The 15779-nt window shown below is 46.8% G+C and carries 15 protein-coding genes and 1 pseudogene; all 16 read right to left on the bottom strand.

Annotation, left to right across the window (positions count from 1 at the left end):
* Window positions 1-463, bottom strand: a pseudogene (locus tag QZ157_RS06995) (hypothetical protein); the annotation flags it as partial.
* 34 nt (window positions 464-497) lie between these two features.
* Entirely contained in the window at window positions 498-1364 is an 867-nt protein-coding gene (locus QZ157_RS06990) for a DKNYY domain-containing protein (RefSeq protein WP_295143588.1), read from the bottom strand.
* Between the two features lie 8 nt (window positions 1365-1372).
* Window positions 1373-1843, bottom strand: coding sequence for a WG repeat-containing protein (locus QZ157_RS06985; protein WP_295143585.1), 471 nt, complete (start codon window positions 1841-1843; stop codon window positions 1373-1375).
* Between the two features lie 172 nt (window positions 1844-2015).
* Window positions 2016-3554: a bifunctional phosphoribosylaminoimidazolecarboxamide formyltransferase/IMP cyclohydrolase gene (purH, locus tag QZ157_RS06980; protein WP_295143582.1), complete on the bottom strand. Its 1539-nt coding sequence runs from the start codon at window positions 3552-3554 to the stop codon at window positions 2016-2018.
* Between the two features lie 308 nt (window positions 3555-3862).
* A complete protein-coding gene (locus QZ157_RS06975; RefSeq protein ID WP_295143579.1) occupies window positions 3863-4618 on the bottom strand; it encodes a TerB family tellurite resistance protein in 756 nt (251 codons plus the stop codon).
* Window positions 4619-4622: 4 nt separating this feature from the next.
* On the bottom strand, window positions 4623-5681 hold the full coding sequence (locus QZ157_RS06970) for a hypothetical protein (RefSeq protein ID WP_295143576.1): 1059 nt from the start codon (window positions 5679-5681) through the stop codon (window positions 4623-4625).
* Window positions 5682-5911: 230 nt separating this feature from the next.
* Window positions 5912-7021 carry a hypothetical protein gene (locus tag QZ157_RS06965; RefSeq protein ID WP_295143573.1) on the bottom strand — a complete coding sequence of 370 codons (1110 nt, stop codon included), beginning with the start codon at window positions 7019-7021 and terminating at the stop codon, window positions 5912-5914.
* Window positions 7022-7121: 100 nt separating this feature from the next.
* On the bottom strand, window positions 7122-7709 hold the full coding sequence (locus tag QZ157_RS06960; RefSeq protein WP_295143570.1) for a hypothetical protein: 588 nt from the start codon (window positions 7707-7709) through the stop codon (window positions 7122-7124).
* Between the two features lie 14 nt (window positions 7710-7723).
* Window positions 7724-8080, bottom strand: a complete 357-nt coding sequence (locus QZ157_RS06955; RefSeq protein ID WP_295143567.1) for a hypothetical protein — start codon at window positions 8078-8080, stop codon at window positions 7724-7726.
* Entirely contained in the window at window positions 8081-10270 is a 2190-nt protein-coding gene (purL, locus tag QZ157_RS06950) for a phosphoribosylformylglycinamidine synthase subunit PurL (protein WP_295143565.1), read from the bottom strand.
* 292 nt (window positions 10271-10562) lie between these two features.
* Window positions 10563-10958 carry a hypothetical protein gene (locus QZ157_RS06945; protein ID WP_295143562.1) on the bottom strand — a complete coding sequence of 132 codons (396 nt, stop codon included), beginning with the start codon at window positions 10956-10958 and terminating at the stop codon, window positions 10563-10565.
* On the bottom strand, window positions 10930-11148 hold the full coding sequence (locus QZ157_RS06940; RefSeq protein WP_295143559.1) for a hypothetical protein: 219 nt from the start codon (window positions 11146-11148) through the stop codon (window positions 10930-10932). Before QZ157_RS06940 ends, QZ157_RS06945 begins: the two co-directional genes overlap by 29 nt.
* A 286-nt stretch (window positions 11149-11434) precedes the next feature.
* The gene (mnmE, locus tag QZ157_RS06935) at window positions 11435-12754 is read right to left on the bottom strand and encodes a tRNA uridine-5-carboxymethylaminomethyl(34) synthesis GTPase MnmE (protein WP_295143556.1); all 1320 of its coding nucleotides are present in this window, start codon (window positions 12752-12754) and stop codon (window positions 11435-11437) included.
* Window positions 12751-13875 carry a Jag N-terminal domain-containing protein gene (locus tag QZ157_RS06930; protein ID WP_295143553.1) on the bottom strand — a complete coding sequence of 375 codons (1125 nt, stop codon included), beginning with the start codon at window positions 13873-13875 and terminating at the stop codon, window positions 12751-12753. Before QZ157_RS06930 ends, mnmE begins: the two co-directional genes overlap by 4 nt.
* Entirely contained in the window at window positions 13875-15425 is a 1551-nt protein-coding gene (gene yidC / locus QZ157_RS06925; RefSeq protein ID WP_295143594.1) for a membrane protein insertase YidC, read from the bottom strand. The genes QZ157_RS06930 and yidC overlap by 1 nt, the downstream gene beginning before the upstream one ends.
* A gap of 11 nt (window positions 15426-15436) precedes the next feature.
* Window positions 15437-15778, bottom strand: a complete 342-nt coding sequence (gene yidD / locus QZ157_RS06920) for a membrane protein insertion efficiency factor YidD (protein ID WP_232037862.1) — start codon at window positions 15776-15778, stop codon at window positions 15437-15439.
* Window position 15779: the final 1 nt, after the last annotated feature.

The following is a 15779-nucleotide window of genomic DNA, read 5'->3' as shown; positions in this document are numbered from 1 at the left end:
CTTTTATCTGCTCGGCAGTGAAAGGTTTATCAAGGTAGAAACTCACCTTGTTGTAGTGTGCTACTGCCATTAGCCCCTCAAAAGTAACCCGCGTTCTCTTTAGCGAAAGAGACTTCAGGCGCGGTACTTGCAAGACGATTTTTAGCGTCTCATCAGTTACTGGACAACCGTCCAGCGAGATATGGCCAATAGGTTTGCCCGTAAAGTACTTAAAGCCTTCGCCTGTAACTTGCTTATTACCCTCTAAGATAAGGAGTTTTAGTTTGGGCAAAGTTGCTAAGTACTGGAGGGCTTCATCGGTAATCGCGGTATTGATAAATCCCATATTGACCAACGACTTTACTTGCACGATCTGTTCAACCATCTCGTCGGTCAGGGCGACATCCTTGTAATGATGTCCCTTGCAAAAGCGCTCCTGGGTTACTTCCTTGAGCGCGGCTTCTAAAGTGATAGGGTGCTGCATAATAGTTTTGAGTTTGAGCTCAGGGGTCTAAATTTTAATCATCCCAGATCGGCTTGTTCACTTCGTGTAAGGCTTCAGCTTCGCTAAGAGGGTTCCCGTAGTTATAATATTGGTTTTTATCCTTGCCATAGGGCAGTTTATATCCTTCTGGCGAAGTGAGCACTACCACCTCAAAAGTATCGTAATCCGCTTCCTTGATGAGTTTGTTCAGGTAATAAATCCGTTTATCATCTTTGGAATAAAAATGCGAAATCTTTCGCCAAGTCGCTGGATTTGCCTTAGGCAAGGGTGTTTTCCCATAGAAAACATAGGTATCATCTTTAGCAAAATCACCATCGTTCATCGAGATGAAATTTGCTGGATTGGCTTTAGCGAGTATTTTTATCTTGCCGTGATAATCCTCATAATACACCTGCTTACTATCTTTGGCATAGCCATACGGAAATTCTACACGCACCACACGCCTAATCCAATCGCTAAACTCCCACGAAGTTTCTTCATCCCCATCTATTCTGTGAATACCCTCATCGCATACTTCAAAAGTACTAATATCCTCAGGTTCAAAGCGCCCTCCCGATGTCCAAACACTTTGATAATCGGTAGCGTAACACTCGTTGAGCATTTCGAAAGTTTTAGCATTAGCCCCTTTGAGAGGGCGCCCCACGATATAACAATGCTTATCGTCTTTAGCAAAAAAGCCATTAAAATAAACAAAAGTTTCAAGGTTTGCCTTCTCTATAGGGGAATGGCGGTAGTATATCCGCTTGCCGTCTGTCCAATAGCGGGGCGTTTCTTGTGTGTCCGCCATATAAAAACGAGGGTCTTGGTCGATATCTGCTACAGTGCGGATATCGATATCAAAAAAAGGAGGCTTTTTAGCCAAAGGTTTATTGATTTTCATTCTGTTTCCTATTTTATTTTTATACCTAATTTATTAATCTGAAATTGTTTATCCCTTATCTGTACCCACGCTTTACCATTCTCAAAGAGAGCCCCATCGTCATAAATAAAAGGGAGGACGGTTTCGTTTTTGTCATTGATATAACCATATTTATCGTCTTTCATTACTAAGGCAAGCCATTCGCTAAAATAAGGAGCATCGTCGCTAAGGGCTATATACCTTTGAGGTAGCAAAAAATGCTCGCGAAAATATTCCGTCATTTCTATGATATTAGGGCTAAGGATGTCCGTGATTTCCAGTATCTCTACATCCTGAAAAATCGGGTCAAAAGGCCCGGTATAAGTAAGATATAACTGCGCGAAGCAACTTTGTTTATTTATATTTAGCTTGCTTAAAATTTCCGCAACCTCATCCGTATTTTGTCTAAACGGATTTGGAGCCAGCTTTTCTATTTCATTTTTAATGTTTTCTTTTAGCATATGAGTTTCCTCTTTTTATCTTAGCGCAGCTATTTACGTGGGTTCATGTAAACTAAATTTAAAAGAGCATGAAGGCCGAAAATTTTACCGATAGTTTTACCGCTATTTGCAAATTTAAGCCGGATAAAGTAAAGCGGCGTAGCTAATTGCTCGCCGCAAAAACGATCAAATTTTAGTGTAAAAAGTGGCGCACGCCGGTAAAATACATCGCCATGCCGTGCTCGTTTGCCGCCTGCACGACCTCATCGTCGCGGATGCTACCGCCAGGCTGTATCACGGCTTTTACGCCCGCCTCGCTTGCGATATCGATACTATCGCGAAACGGGAAAAACGCCTCGCTAGCAAGTGCGCAACCGCGTAAATCAAGCCCCATATCGCGCGCCTTAGCCACGGCCGCACGCGCGGCGTCCACGCGGCTAGTCATACCCATACCGATGGCGACTACGGCGCTGTTTTTCACGTAGATGACGCAGTTGCTTTTCGTGAGAGCCGCGACCTTCCACGCGATCTCGAGGTCTTTTAGCTCGGACTCGCTGGCTGCGCGCTCGGTTTGTAATTTCATATTTTCTAGCTCGCTAGCTTTCACCTCGTCGCTTTGCTGATAGACAAAGCCGCCGTCAACGTGCTTAAAGTCGTATTTGTCGTTTGCGCGTTGTAAAAATTTATTGCCCTGAGTGAAAATTTTTATGCGTTTTTTGGCTTCAAATACCGCAAGCGCGTCCTCGTCCACGTTTGCGGCGATGATGACCTCGACGTAGATTTCGTTGATTTTTTCGGCCAAAGCGCGGTCTAGCGTGCCGTTTATCGCGACGACGCCGCCGTATGCGCTGACGGGATCGCATTTTAGCGCCTCGACGTAGCTTTCTAGCAGATTTGATTTTACGGCAAAGCCGCAAGCGTTGGCGTGCTTTACGATGGCGACCGCAGGCGCGGCGTCAAAGCTGCTTGCTAGCGCCAAAGCGGCATTGATATCGGTAATGTTGTTAAAGCTAGCTTCGCCTTTTAGCGCGGTGAAGTTGTTGCTAAAAAAGTAACCAAACTCGTATAGCGCACCCTTTTGGTGCGGATTTTCGCCGTAACGTGCATCAAAAACCTTGCTACCGGCGATAAATTTCATCTCGCCAAAGCCGTCGTTAAAGCGCTCGTTCATGTAGTTTGCGATCATCGAGTCGTAGGCCGCGGTGTGCTCGTAGGCTTTTATCATCAAATTTCTCCTAAAAACGACCTTTTCGCTCTCATCCGCGCTCTCTATGACTCGTAAAACCTCGTCATAATCAAGCGGGCTAGTGACGATATAAACGCTAGAGAAGTTTTTAGCCGCCGAGCGCACCATCGCAGGGCCGCCGATGTCGATGTTTTCGATGATCTCATCAAAATTATCGGTGCGAATGGTAGTTTGTTTGAACGGGTATAAATTTACGCAGACCAGATCGATGCCGCCGATGCCGTATTGCGCGGCTTGGCTCACGTGGTTTGCGTCGTTTCGCTTATGCAATATCCCGCCGTGAATTTTTGGGTGCAAGGTTTTCACGCGCCCCTCAAACATCTCGGGCGAGCCCGTGTACTCGCTAACCTCGACCGCCTTTACGCCCTGCTCTTTTAGCAGTTTGTGCGTGCCGCCCGTGCTTAATATCTCAAAACCGAGTCGCTCGAGTCCTTTTGCAAACTCTACGATGCCTTCTTTGTCGCTGACGCTGATTAATGCTCTCATTTATATTCCTTTCTTTATCGGTTTGTCCTTTGAGTGCTTTTTCGAGATCTTGCAAAATTTTCGCTCCGCAGGCTATATGCCTAGCGCACGCTCAATTTTGCTTCAAAACTCGAAAAATCATCTCAAAATACCGCACCGAAATTTGGCTGAATTTTACAAAAACCTGGCTAAAATTTACGAATTTAAAAGGCGAAGTATCGTGAGATGATTTTGGACGTTGCGCCAAAATTTTCGACCGAAGATAGAACATGTAGTTCATCGAGGGAGAAAATTTTAAGCTCGTTCAAAAGCGCTCGTGAGACAAGCCTCTAAGCCGCACGTTGTTTTATGGTTTCATACGCCTCATTTATCTCTTGCAACTTACGAGTACTCTTTTCTATCATCTCTTCGCTCTCGCCGCGCCCCATAAGGATATCGGGATGATATTTTTTCACGAGTTCGCGGTAGCGCTTTTTTACCTCGTCAAACGGCGCGCCCTCTTTTAGTCCAAGCACGTCGTAAGGGCTTTTAGCGCGTTTTACATACGGATCGCTTCGGCCTCCCCTATCTTGCCGCCTTTGCCCGTAAAAATCGTCAAATCTCTTTAAAATCGACCAAAAATCGATCTCGTTAAGTCCAAATCCCAAAGCGATCTGCTCGATGACATTATGCTCGCTTTTACTAAATTCGCCGTCTATATAGGCCAAATTTAGTAAAAAAGATAGCTTCGCGGCCGCGGCGTCTTGACTAAGGCGGAAGCGATCTTTGTACTGCCGAGCGATAAAATAAGCATTATGCACCGTCTCTTTTTCGCGGTTATAGATCTGCTTTAGCTCCGCCCTCATCGCTGCGTCGTTACCGAGCCTTAGAGTGATATCATCTAGCGTCTCGCTGATGAGGCGAGCCTCTAGCTCGTTTACCCTGCCGTCGCTTTTGGCGACTTTAGCAAGCAGGCTAACTAGAAATTTAGCCTCTTCAAACATCGCCTTTTTTTGCGAGCCGCCTAAATTTACGGGATTTTGGCTAAAATTTGAAACCAGATAGTAAATCCCGTAAAATATCAAAAACCAAAAAATGAAACTCAAAATATCACCATAAATGATAAATCGTATTTTTGAGCTTGCCGCCTACTAGCTCGTTTTTACGCCACGAACTCTCGTCGTTCATCACGTTCCAGCGGCGCTCGTCGGGGCGATAAAACCAGTCTTTGTCGATCTGATAATAAATCTGCTTGCCGTTTGCTTCGATGATGTTTGCGATGTTGTTATCGTGGTAGCTGTTCTCGTCGTAGTCGGTAAACGCGCGCTGCCCCATCTCGGAGTAAAGAAGCGTTAGCTCTTGCAGCATCTCGTTTAGTTCGTTGTCCATCTTTTGCACGTGCAGTCCGATCTCCTCGGCCTCGCGGAAAAGTATCGGATAATCATGCGCCGGATAGTCGCTGTTTAGGCGCTCGGAGATGTTTTGGATCTTTGCCTCGTCATTCATATGATAGCGTAAAAGCTCGCAGCAAATCTTTAGCGAGAGCGAGCTGGCGCGGTCTACGGCGCCAAAAACCAGCGGATGGATGTAGTTATATAGCGATTTATACGGGTTTTCGTCGTTGTCTTTTTCGTGCATTTTCCAGAGTTTTATCACGCGGTTTAGCTCGTCCATCGATACGCTAACGCGCTCGTTGCCGTTATCTATCGGACTCATCGCGTGTTTTAGCGAGGTATCGACGGCGGTTAGATACGCTAGCGGGCCCATCACGATTTCGTTTGCGCCAAGAGCCATCATCGTCGCTGCCGACGCGCAGTTAGCGGGGATAAGCGCGGTTATGTTTTTGCAGTAGTTTCTAAGGGTACTGATGATGCGAAGCGCAGCTATACCGCTGCCGCCGTCGCTTTTGATAAACAAAAACGCGTTTTCTATCTTTTTGCCCTTTAAAATTTCATACATCGCGCTCGCGTCGTTGCCGCAGACGCTGCCCGCGTTTGAGTTGTAGTAGGTGATGAGCGTGCCGCCTAGTTTAGCTTCGACTTCTTTTAATACCTGCTGCGTCTCGCTAAATAGCACCGGCGGCTTAGCTACGCTTTTTTGATCCATTCCTCTGCCCTCCTTTTGCGGCTGCTCGTCCTCTTTGTTGTTTAAAAAGTCTTTCCAAGACATCTACTTTTCCTTTCGTTGATTTATAAATTCGTTTGCGCCTAAAGCCGTTTTGTTTTTCGTCTCCTTTTTTGATTATTTGGCTTTGAGCCGTCTAAATTTAGCTTGCTAAATTTGATTAAAAGCGTTAGGCTAGCTTCAATTTTAGCCTTTTTAAACTTATTAAATTTTAAGTTCGGATCAAAAACGTTAAAACGGCTTAAATTTTAGTCTTTAAGCTTACGAAATCGGCTTTAAATTTGCATAAACGCCGACAACTTTGCTGCGTCCGCTTCAAAATAGCGATCCGGCTCACCTAGCTCGTAGCGCGTAAATATCAATTTGCCCTCAAAGCAGTCCAAATCGCAAATTTGCGACGTTATCTCGCCTGCGCCGCCATTTTTAGGTTCAAAGCCCGCCAGAGCGATCTCGGCGATAAACTCAAATTTGCTCGCGTCAAAAAGATAGCGGCGAAAATATCCGTCGTCGCGCACGAGCCAAATTCGGTCGTTAAGCGGCGCGATACCGCCTAGCATAAATCCGCGAGCCTCGCCGTCTAGCGCGATCTCGTCAGGAAAGCTAAATCTGCGTAGCGGCTCTAGCTGTGGGTAGCTTGATATTACGATCTCTTGCTCGTATAAATTTAGCAGCACCGCTTCGAGCGCGAAGTTATTTTTAAAATCGCGCGGTTGATTGCCTATTTGGCTTTTGGGCTCTTTTGCGTTGCCGCCTAAAAAGCATTTTTGCCTGCGCGTTTGCTCGTTTTGGCATTTGCGTTTTGACGCGTATTCTAGCTCTTTGCCAAATTTATCATCAGGCGCGTAGTTTCCTCCGCGCTCGTCCTTTTTTCCGGCCGTAACAAACAAAAAACTAAAATCGTCCTCAAGCTCGGCGGTTAAATTTAATCCACTCCCCTTTGCCTGCAAGAAAAACGACCTAGAGCCGTCCTGCCCCGCGCCAAGACCTACGGCCATACCGCCCGTTTGCGGTAGCTCGTCCATCCAGACGCCTGAATTTTCAAGTTCATCAGGTAGCGCTAAATTTGCCCTTAGCTCGCCGCCGTAGCCGTAAATCAAAATCGAAATTTGCTTCTTGCTATCTCGCCTGGCTAACCAAATTTGAGCCGCGCGAGGTTCAAATTTAGCATAGATTATCGGCTCATTTAGGCTAAATTTTAGCTTGCGATCAAAGCCGTAGAGTTTAAAACCGGGTTCCTCGTCCTCGTATTCGTCGCCCCAGACCGCGACTAGCTTTGCTAGCGTACCTACGCTAAAGCAAAATTTACTCGCGCCAAAATCGGCAGCATTTATACCGCCGTATCTGGGATCGCCGTCAAGCTCGGTAAAATCGCTAATTACTATCACGCTCCGCCTTAAATTTAGTAAAATTAGCCGCTAAAATCGCGCGGCGCGGCTTAAGCTATATGCCCTGCGCTAATAGCCGAACGACCCGCAAACGCTAAGTTTATTCCTTATCTCCAAGTTCTACGGCGGCTAAAATTTGCGCTACGACGTCCGCAAAATCGGCCGTAAAATAGCGCCTTATTATCTGCGTTTCTTTGTTTTTTTTCGTAACGTTTTTTATGATTTTGTCCCAAAACGCAGCGATTTTACCCTCTACTAGCTTTAGCGCGGTTATCTCGCTGCGCACGTAACCCCACTCCTGCGCATAAGGCAAAAATCCCTCTATCGCAGCCTCGTCTATAAAACGCAAATTTTGGGCGTCAAATACGTAATGACGATAACCGCTCGCAAAACTGACGCTAGTTACCAGCCAGAAGCTCCGGCTAAGCGGGATAATGCCGTTTAGCAAAAACTCGCCGTCTAAATCCCGCGCAAGCTGCGTTTGGTCGAAATTTATCTCCCTTAGCCGCGCTAAATCGGACGCGCGGGCGATGAAGGCTAAATTTTTTGAACTACTCATAAATAACGCTCTCTCGCCGTCCAAGAGCGATAAAAAAACATTTTCGCCGTAAGGTAGCGCTTTTATCTTGCCGTTTTCAAGCCGCGCTAAAAATCCGCTAAAGCCGTCTGCGCCGCAATCAAACTCCACAGCGACAGCCGCGCCTAACGGCTTACCAAAACTAACGCACCCCCGGATCTAAGCGCGTCAAGCTCCTCTTTAGCGATCAAATTTCGCTCGTAGTCGTAAACCAAAAGCTCGCACGCAAGCTCGCTAGTTTTCTTAACCAGCCAAATTTGCGCGCATCCTGGCACAAAGGCAAAATGTAAAAAATCGCCGCCTATCTCCCAGATAAGCTCTTTTTTGACGTTAAACAGCTCAAATTTACAAGCCCCGATACAACCGAGTAAAGCCGCGTTTTTATCGAAGTCTATTTTATCCGGACTTTTGCCGAATTTTTCGGCGCCTGGTATAAGGCGCGGATCAAAATTTATCTCTTTAAAGCCGTTTAGGATTATCATTTAGCTTTCTTGCTTGATAATCTTGGCAAACTCGCTAAAATAAACCTCGCTAACCTCGCTTAGCTTTTCATCGATATCGTTTAGTTTAAATTTATCTCCGCCCACGCTACCGATTTTTTCAAATTTGACGCCGTATTTAGCGGCTAGGGATTTAAATTTAGCCTCGTCTTTTACGCCGACGATCGCGCGCGAAAAACTCTCGTCAAAGATGCAATCGGGCTTTTTAACGTCAAATTTGCACTCCGCGCCAAGCCCGCTTAGGCACGCCATTTTTGCTAGCGTTATGGCTACGCCGCCCACGCCTACGCTGTTTGCAAACTCTAGCGCGCCCGATTTATTTGCCTCGATGACCAAGTCCCACAGCGCGCGCTCTTTTTTGTAGTCTACCGCAGCTAGCTCGCCGCCCACCGCGTCAAATAGCGCCTTAGCGTAAAGCGACGCGGCAAATTCGCCCTTCGTCTCGCCAAGCACGTATATCGCCGTGCCGGCGCGGGTAAAGACGCTCGGAAGGCTCGCGTTTGCGTCCTCGTTTACGCCCACCGTCACGATCGCGGGCGTCGGATAGACGCTCACGCCCTCGGTATCGTTATATAGGCTCACGTTGCCGCTCACGACGGGCGTATTTAGCTCGCGGCAAGCCTCTTTGATGCCCTCGCAGCCCTGCGCGAACTGCCACATGACCTCCGGATTTTGCGGATTGCCGTAGTTTAGGCAGTCTGTGATAGCTAGAGGCGTCGCTCCGCTCATCGCGACCTTTCGTCCAGCAGCCGCGACCGCTCTAGCCGCGCCGTTTTTGGGATCAACGAAATTCGCCCGCGGGTCGCACTGCGCCGCCATCGCGATCGCCCTGCCTGTTTCTTTCACTCGGATAACCGCAGCGCCGAGGAGTCCCGGTTGTTTGATCGTGTTTGTTTGGATATTTGCGTCGTATTGATCGTAGATCAGCGACTTGTTTAGCACCTCAGGCTCGCCAAGCAGCTTCCAAAACGCCGTTTTGTTATCGAAATTTTCAGGGATTTGTAAATTTTTGATTTCGTCTAGATATTTTGGGCGCGCGGTCGGTCGGTCAAGCACCGGAGAGGCCTCGCTAAGCGGCGCTATCGGTATCTCGCCAGCTAACTCGCCGTGCCAATAAAGCTCCATCACGCCGCTATCGGTTACCTCGCCGATGATCTCGGCGTCGAGGTCCCATTTTTTAAATATCTCGAGTATCTTTTGCTCGCAGCCTTTTTTGGCGCAGATAAGCATGCGCTCCTGGCTTTCGCTTAGCATGAGTTCATAAGGCGTCATGCCCGTCTCGCGCATAGGCACGCGGTCTAGATACATCTTCATACCGCTGCCGCTGCGTCCTGCCATCTCAAAGCTACTAGAGGTTAGCCCCGCCGCGCCCATATCCTGGATACCCACGACGTAGTCGGTTTTAAACAGCTCCAAGCACGCCTCCATCAGCAGCTTTTCGGCAAACGGATCGCCTACCTGCACGGTCGGGCGCAGAGATTTGTTCGCGTCGTTAAAGCTATCGCTCGCCATCACAGCGCCTCCAAGCCCGTCGCGGCCAGTCTTTGAGCCGACGTAGATCACTGGATTGCCGATACCTTCGGCTCTGCCGTAAAATATCTCGTCGCTCTTACAAAGCCCGAGCGCAAATGCGTTTACCAGGATGTTGCCGTTAAAACTAGGATCAAACGTCGTCTCGCCGCCGATAGTAGGTATGCCCATGCAGTTGCCGTAGTGAGCGATGCCCGCAACCGCGCCTTTTAGCAGGTAGCGCTGTTTTTTCGCGTTTTCGCTCTCGCCCCTCACCTCACCGAATCTCAGCGAGTTCATATTCGCAACGACCCGCGCGCCCATCGTAAATACGTCGCGCAGTATCCCGCCCACGCCCGTCGCCGCGCCCTGAAAAGGCTCGATGAAGCTTGGGTGATTGTGGCTCTCCATCTTAAACACCGCCGCGACGCCGCCCCCCACGTCGATGACGCCCGCGTTCTCGCCCGGACCCTGGATCACCCACGGCGCCTTGGTCGGGAAGCCGTTTAGGTACTTTTTACTCGACTTGTAGCTGCAGTGCTCGCTCCACATCGCGGAAAATATCCCAAGCTCGAGCAAATTGGGCTCTCTACCTAAGATTTTAAGTATATTTTCGTATTCGTCGTCGCTGATTTTGTGCGCTTTTACGGTAGATTTGTCCATTTTTAGCCTTTAAAAAAAATTGGTTGATTTTACTTAAATTCGCATAAAAACTTGATAAACTAAAGGAACGAAAACGAAGCAAATTTGACGGGTAAAATTTGACGCCGTATGCAAATTTATACTACCGCTTTTTTATAATATTTGCGCCGAGTTACAAAACTAAACGATTTAAAAGCGCCCAACCATTAATCAAGAATAAATTCGGCTCTAAATTTAGCCGAATAAAAATTAGCATTTTTGGGGTGTTGGTCTCGGAGAGTAACTAAATTTTAGGCAAAAACTGCATTTTTCATTAAATTTTATCTCGCAACTCAAAGCCCGCGCAGTTCTTCAAACTCCTTGCAGCCCTCTTTTTCGCCCGTGTCGCACGCCTTTTTGAGATATTTTTCATCTTTTGCACATACTCGTCCGTCATCCCGTCCCGAGCCTTATCAAAAAATTTAGCATACAAGCAGTCCATGCCGCCTCGCTCGTCGCAGTCTTTTTGAAAAAGCGCCGACATTTTTTCGTTAACGCTAAGTAGCGTTTGATAGTATTTAGCGGCGTTTAGGCATTCGCGGCTCTGGCCCGACTCGCATGCTAGCTCCGCGCAGGCAAGCTTTGAGTCGCGCTCATCCTTTGAGTCGCAGACTTTTTGCAGCGCAGCTAGACCCTTTTGCCTATCGCAAAATGCGCTGTTTTCGTCCAAACGCTTGTCCGCTAGTTGCTCGCATGGAGGCTATGCTAAAGGGCAAAATCGATCCGCAAAACGCCTCTAGCATTTTTACTTCTTTTTGGTTGCGAGCGGCGTTTGCGGTCAAATTTACATCCTTTGACGCGTCTGCGGCAAAAGCCAAATTTACGATAATTGCAAAAATCAAAATTTTAAACGGATTCATATTTTTTCTTTTTATACGCTTGTTCGCGCTTAGTAATTTTAACAAGTTTCGCGCCGGGCACTCGGCCGAATTTAGTCGCAAAAAATGAGCGTAGGGTAAATTAGCCGTAGTTTTAGGACGAGTTTGGCGAGCAAATTTACCGCATTTTTCGTTTTACTTTTTCTTAATTTTATTTGTTAGGCGTGCTACGCTCTTTTGATTAGCGTTTGCCGACTAAGGCTGGAATGCGGACGCCATCAAAGCTAGATAAGCCCTAGCAAGCTACGGATTTTGCAAAATGAGCTCGCTACTTGCCCAGACAAAAACTACTAAACATTTCGTCTAAAATTTCGCTTCTCTCAAACGGTTTTGTGATTGACGAGATTTGCTCTATTGCCGTATTTAGCTCATAAGCAAAAAGCTCGAGCTCGGACTGGGCAAGTAAATTTAACGCCCTTTTTATCGCCTCACTCGCCGCCTCACAGCATGAAATTTGACGAGCGGAATTTAGTAGTATCTCGCTCGTATCCTGTGCGTCGAGATAGGCTTTTAGGCTATTTATTATCTCGTCCGTTCCTTGCTTGGCGCAAATTTGTATCGCGTCCACTGGAGCGTTAAATTTAACGCCGAGGTCGCATTTATTTAAAACGTAAAAAATCTTTTTTTGCAAGTTTTTTAAAAGCTCCAGGATCTCGTTATCCTGCTCATCAGCCTCCTGCGACGCGTCAAAAACGGCCAGGATAACGTCGGCCTCCTCGATAGCCCGCAACGAATACGAAATACCGATCTGCTCGATCTTGCCAGCGTTTTTGCGGATGCCTGCCGTGTCGATGATGCGCACTAGATGAGTGCCTATTTTTAGGGCTTCTTCGATACTGTCTCTAGTCGTGCCGGCCTCGTCGCTGATGATCGCGCGCTCGTAAGACAAAAGCGAGTTTAAGATCGAGCTTTTGCCGACGTTTGGCTTGCCTACTATCGCGATTTTAAAGCCCTCGAGCAACCCTTTTCTGCTCTGGCTTATAGCGACGATTTTATCTAGTTTGGCGCTATTTTGTTTTAGCATTTGGTTGATGCTCTCTAGCAAATCCGCAGGCAAATCATCGTCGGCATAGTCGATGCTAGTCTCCACGAATGCAAGAGTTTTCACGAGCTCTCGGCGAATCTCGTTCGTAAATTTAGCCAAATCTCCCCTCATCGTGCGAGCCATAATCTTTGCGCCGTCCTCGCTTTTTGCGTTGATTAGCGAATTTATCGCCTCGATCTTACTAAAATCCATCTTGCCGTTTATGAGCGCTCGCTTGCTAAACTCTCCTGCGCGCGCGAGTCTAGCGCCGTTTTTGATGAGCTCGCCTAGGATCAAATTTGCCACCACTAACCCACCGTGGAGCTGAAACTCCACTACGTCCTCACCCGTGAAACTACGCGGAGCCTTGAAATAAATAAGCAAGGCTTCGTCGATAAGCTCGCCTTCGGCGTAAATTTTAGTTAGAGTCGCATAACGCGGGACAAGAGAGGTGATTTTGGTGAGTTTTAGAGCCAGACTAAGGGCGTTTGCGCCGCTTAGCCTGATGATGGAGATCGAGCCTACACCGTGCGCGGTGGCGACGGCGGCTATGGTGTCGTTCATTTTTTTATAAAATCATTTACGACCACGTATTGTCCGTCGCTGTTTGACTTTACGCCGACGTACTTATCCGGGAATTTCTCGCGCAGTTTTTCTAGGGCGATCTTAACCAAAACGCCGTCTAGATGCTTTGTTTTTGCCTTGCCCGTCTCCTCGACGCGCTCGATTACGCTTTTTAGATATTGCTCGATCGCAGCCTCTTGATTTTGCAAAAACTGAGCTATCTCAAGGCGTACGCTAAGGCCGTATTTAGAACCTATCCAGTTATAAAGCAGATACGAGATCGCCTTGTAGCGGTAGCCCTCTTTGCCGATGAGTAGCGCCGCATCCTCGCCGTCAAGCTCGATTATTACGGTATCGTCGTCAAATTTACGCACGTCTATTTTATCTATCGTAAAAAAATTTCCTCCAAAGAGCTTTTCTACGCCCTGCTTTATCTCGGGTAGCGCTTTATCGATGTCGGCTTTTTGTTTTTGCTCTTTTTGTTTTTGAGCCAAGCCGCGGTCTGCGCGAGAGTCTTGTTTTTCTTTTTTGGTTAAATTTGGAGCGCTTTGCGTCAAATTCGTCTCGCCGCCGGAAGCCGGCGAGTCAAAATTTTCGCTACTTCCTATTTTTTCATCGCCCTCGTAAAAATCGTTTTTATTAAAGGTATCGATGATTGAGTGATCAAGGATATTTTTACCGCTTTCTTTTTTTGGTCGCTCTTTTTTGTGGGACTCGTTTACTTGCGGCTCAGCGTGCGACTCGGTAAATTTCGGCTCGTCTGCCGCACTCGTTTCATTTTGTTTGATCGTCTGAGACTTGTGATGTTCGTGCCGATTTTTATGATTTTTTTTCTTGTCTTTATCGTCTTGACAGACCTGCTCCTCGACTGAGCTTTCCTTTTTCTTAGACTCCCTCTTTTTTTCATTTACGTTTTCTTTTCGAGCGGCTTGAGGGGCTTTTTTTGCTTCTTTATGCGCGCCCTCTTTTACGGCTTCGATGATCGCCGTTTTTTTGAAAAATCCCAAAAAGCCGGCACTCGGATTTTGCAAAATTTTGATATCAAGCTCGGTAACGGAGCAGTTTAGCTCCTCGGCGGCCTTTTTAAAAGCTTCTTGCAAATTTTCGGCTTCTATTCGCATCAGACCTTTACCTCCGCTTTTTTATGCTTTTCAAAGAGTTTATTTACAAAAATTTGTTGAACGACCGAGCAGAGGTTGTTTACAAACCAGTAAAGCGTAAGTCCCGCAGGGAAAGTCACGAAGAAAAACGTAAAGATAAGCGGTAAAAATTTCATTATCTTTTCTTGCATCGGGTCGCTAAACGTGGTCGGAGTGAGCTTTTGCTGAAGGAACATCGTAGCACCCATCAAAATAGGCAGCACGAAATACGGATCCATCACCGAAAGGTCGTGTATCCATAGTATCCACGGTGCGGCTTTTAGCTCGATAGCGTTTAGCAAAACGCGGTAAATCGCAAAGAAAATCGGAATCTGCATAAGTATCGGCAAGCAGCCGCCCATCGGGTTGGCGCCGTTTTTCTTATATAGCTCCATCATATGCATATTTAACTTTTGCGGATCGCCTTTGTATTTGGCTTGCAGCTCTTTTACTTTTGGCGCCAGATCTTTTAGCTTATTCATCGATAGCATGCCTTTGTAGGTAAGAGGAAAAAGCACGATCCTGATAGCTAGCGTTAGCACGACGATCGCCCAGCCCCAGTTGCCGATGTAGCCGTAAAGCCAATTTAAAAACGCGAACATCGGTTTTGCGATAAAGGTAAACCAGCCGTACTCGATGACGTCCACGAGCTCCTCGTTTATCTGGCTTAAAGTCGCGTGGTCTTTAGCGCCGATGTAGCCCTTGGCTTTAAAATTTTGCTCGCCTTTTACGAATATCACTGCATTGCCCGCGCCGTCTTTTGAAACTACGGGATTTAAAAGTCCGTCAAATTTAAAAAACAAAGCCGTGTAGTATCTGTCGCTAGCTGCGGCTATGTTTACGTTATTAAAGCTTTCGGTTGCATCTACGTCGCCGTCCTCGATGATAGTTAGCTTGCCGTCGTTATGCTTAAGTAGCGCGCCGTGGACGGTGTAGCTGTCGATAGCGACGCTTGGACGAAAGCCCGGGGTCACGTAGTATTCGCCCGCGCTCACGCTAAGGTCTAGATCATAGCTCCCGTTTGGATAAAACGTGATTTTCTTAGTTACGCTAGAGCCTTCCAAATTTTGCGTTAAAACTATGCTTTTTGGCTCGCTAGTTAAATTTATCTCGCTAACGTCGCTCGCGTAGGATACCTTGAAGGCCTGCTCGTTTAAGGCCTTGTCGCTAAAGCGAACCTCAAGCGGTAGCGGCTGGGTGCCAGCTAGCTCGATGCGATTGCCATCGGCGTTTTTGTATTTTTCGTCGTTTAGATAAAATTTAGAAATCCTGCCTAGCTCGTCGATGCGCGCCTCAAAGTGCTCGCCCTTTATAACGGCGATCTCGCGGCTTTGCGTGGCAACTGCTTGCGGAGCGCTAGCGCCTGATGCGGTATTTGCGCTCGGAGCGGCGTTTGCTCGGCTTGATTGCCGTACCGTCACGGTTTGGTTTTGATCTAGCGGCAAATTTTTAGGAATAAAAAAATGATCGTAAGCGATAAAAAAGATAAAAGATAAAACGGTCGCTAATATCACGCGTTTTTGAACTGACATATTGTCTAACACTATTTTTCCTTTTGAAAGTCTAAATTTTTAATAACGTAGAATTTATTTTTTTTATACGGGACGAACCAAAATGCGATGTGTGATTTTAAATTTTGATTGGATATAAAAAAAGAGTCGAAATTTTTACTGATGACGGGGTAGTCGATGCCGCCTTTAAAAAGCTGATTACAGCGTAAAATTCTAAAAATAACCGCAAAAAGCGCCGAGAAAAAGCCGTTAAATTTAAACTGCCAAACGGCAAATTCCGAGCAGGAGGGATAGTATCTGCAAGACTTCGGAGTAAATTTGGAGATATAATCTTGATATGCTTTTATCAAAAATAAAATAGCTTGTTTTATCATT

This window comes from uncultured Campylobacter sp. (assembly GCF_905372745.1).
Taxonomy (GTDB): domain Bacteria; phylum Campylobacterota; class Campylobacteria; order Campylobacterales; family Campylobacteraceae; genus Campylobacter_A.
This window is presented reverse-complemented; position numbering and strand designations above follow the sequence as displayed.

Coding starts and splice junctions, on each gene's coding strand:
- QZ157_RS06990 (WP_295143588.1), bottom strand. CDS start 1,364: ATGAAAATCAATAAACCTTTGGCTAAAAAGCCTCCTTTTTTTGATATC.
- purH (WP_295143582.1), bottom strand. CDS start 3,554: ATGAGAGCATTAATCAGCGTCAGCGACAAAGAAGGCATCGTAGAGTTT.
- QZ157_RS06985 (WP_295143585.1), bottom strand. CDS start 1,843: ATGCTAAAAGAAAACATTAAAAATGAAATAGAAAAGCTGGCTCCAAAT.
- QZ157_RS06970 (WP_295143576.1), bottom strand. CDS start 5,681: ATGTCTTGGAAAGACTTTTTAAACAACAAAGAGGACGAGCAGCCGCAA.
- QZ157_RS06940 (WP_295143559.1), bottom strand. CDS start 11,148: ATGAATCCGTTTAAAATTTTGATTTTTGCAATTATCGTAAATTTGGCT.
- mnmE (WP_295143556.1), bottom strand. CDS start 12,754: ATGAACGACACCATAGCCGCCGTCGCCACCGCGCACGGTGTAGGCTCG.
- yidD (WP_232037862.1), bottom strand. CDS start 15,778: ATGATAAAACAAGCTATTTTATTTTTGATAAAAGCATATCAAGATTAT.
- QZ157_RS06930 (WP_295143553.1), bottom strand. CDS start 13,875: ATGCGAATAGAAGCCGAAAATTTGCAAGAAGCTTTTAAAAAGGCCGCC.
- QZ157_RS06955 (WP_295143567.1), bottom strand. CDS start 8,080: ATGATAATCCTAAACGGCTTTAAAGAGATAAATTTTGATCCGCGCCTT.
- yidC (WP_295143594.1), bottom strand. CDS start 15,425: ATGTCAGTTCAAAAACGCGTGATATTAGCGACCGTTTTATCTTTTATC.
- purL (WP_295143565.1), bottom strand. CDS start 10,270: ATGGACAAATCTACCGTAAAAGCGCACAAAATCAGCGACGACGAATAC.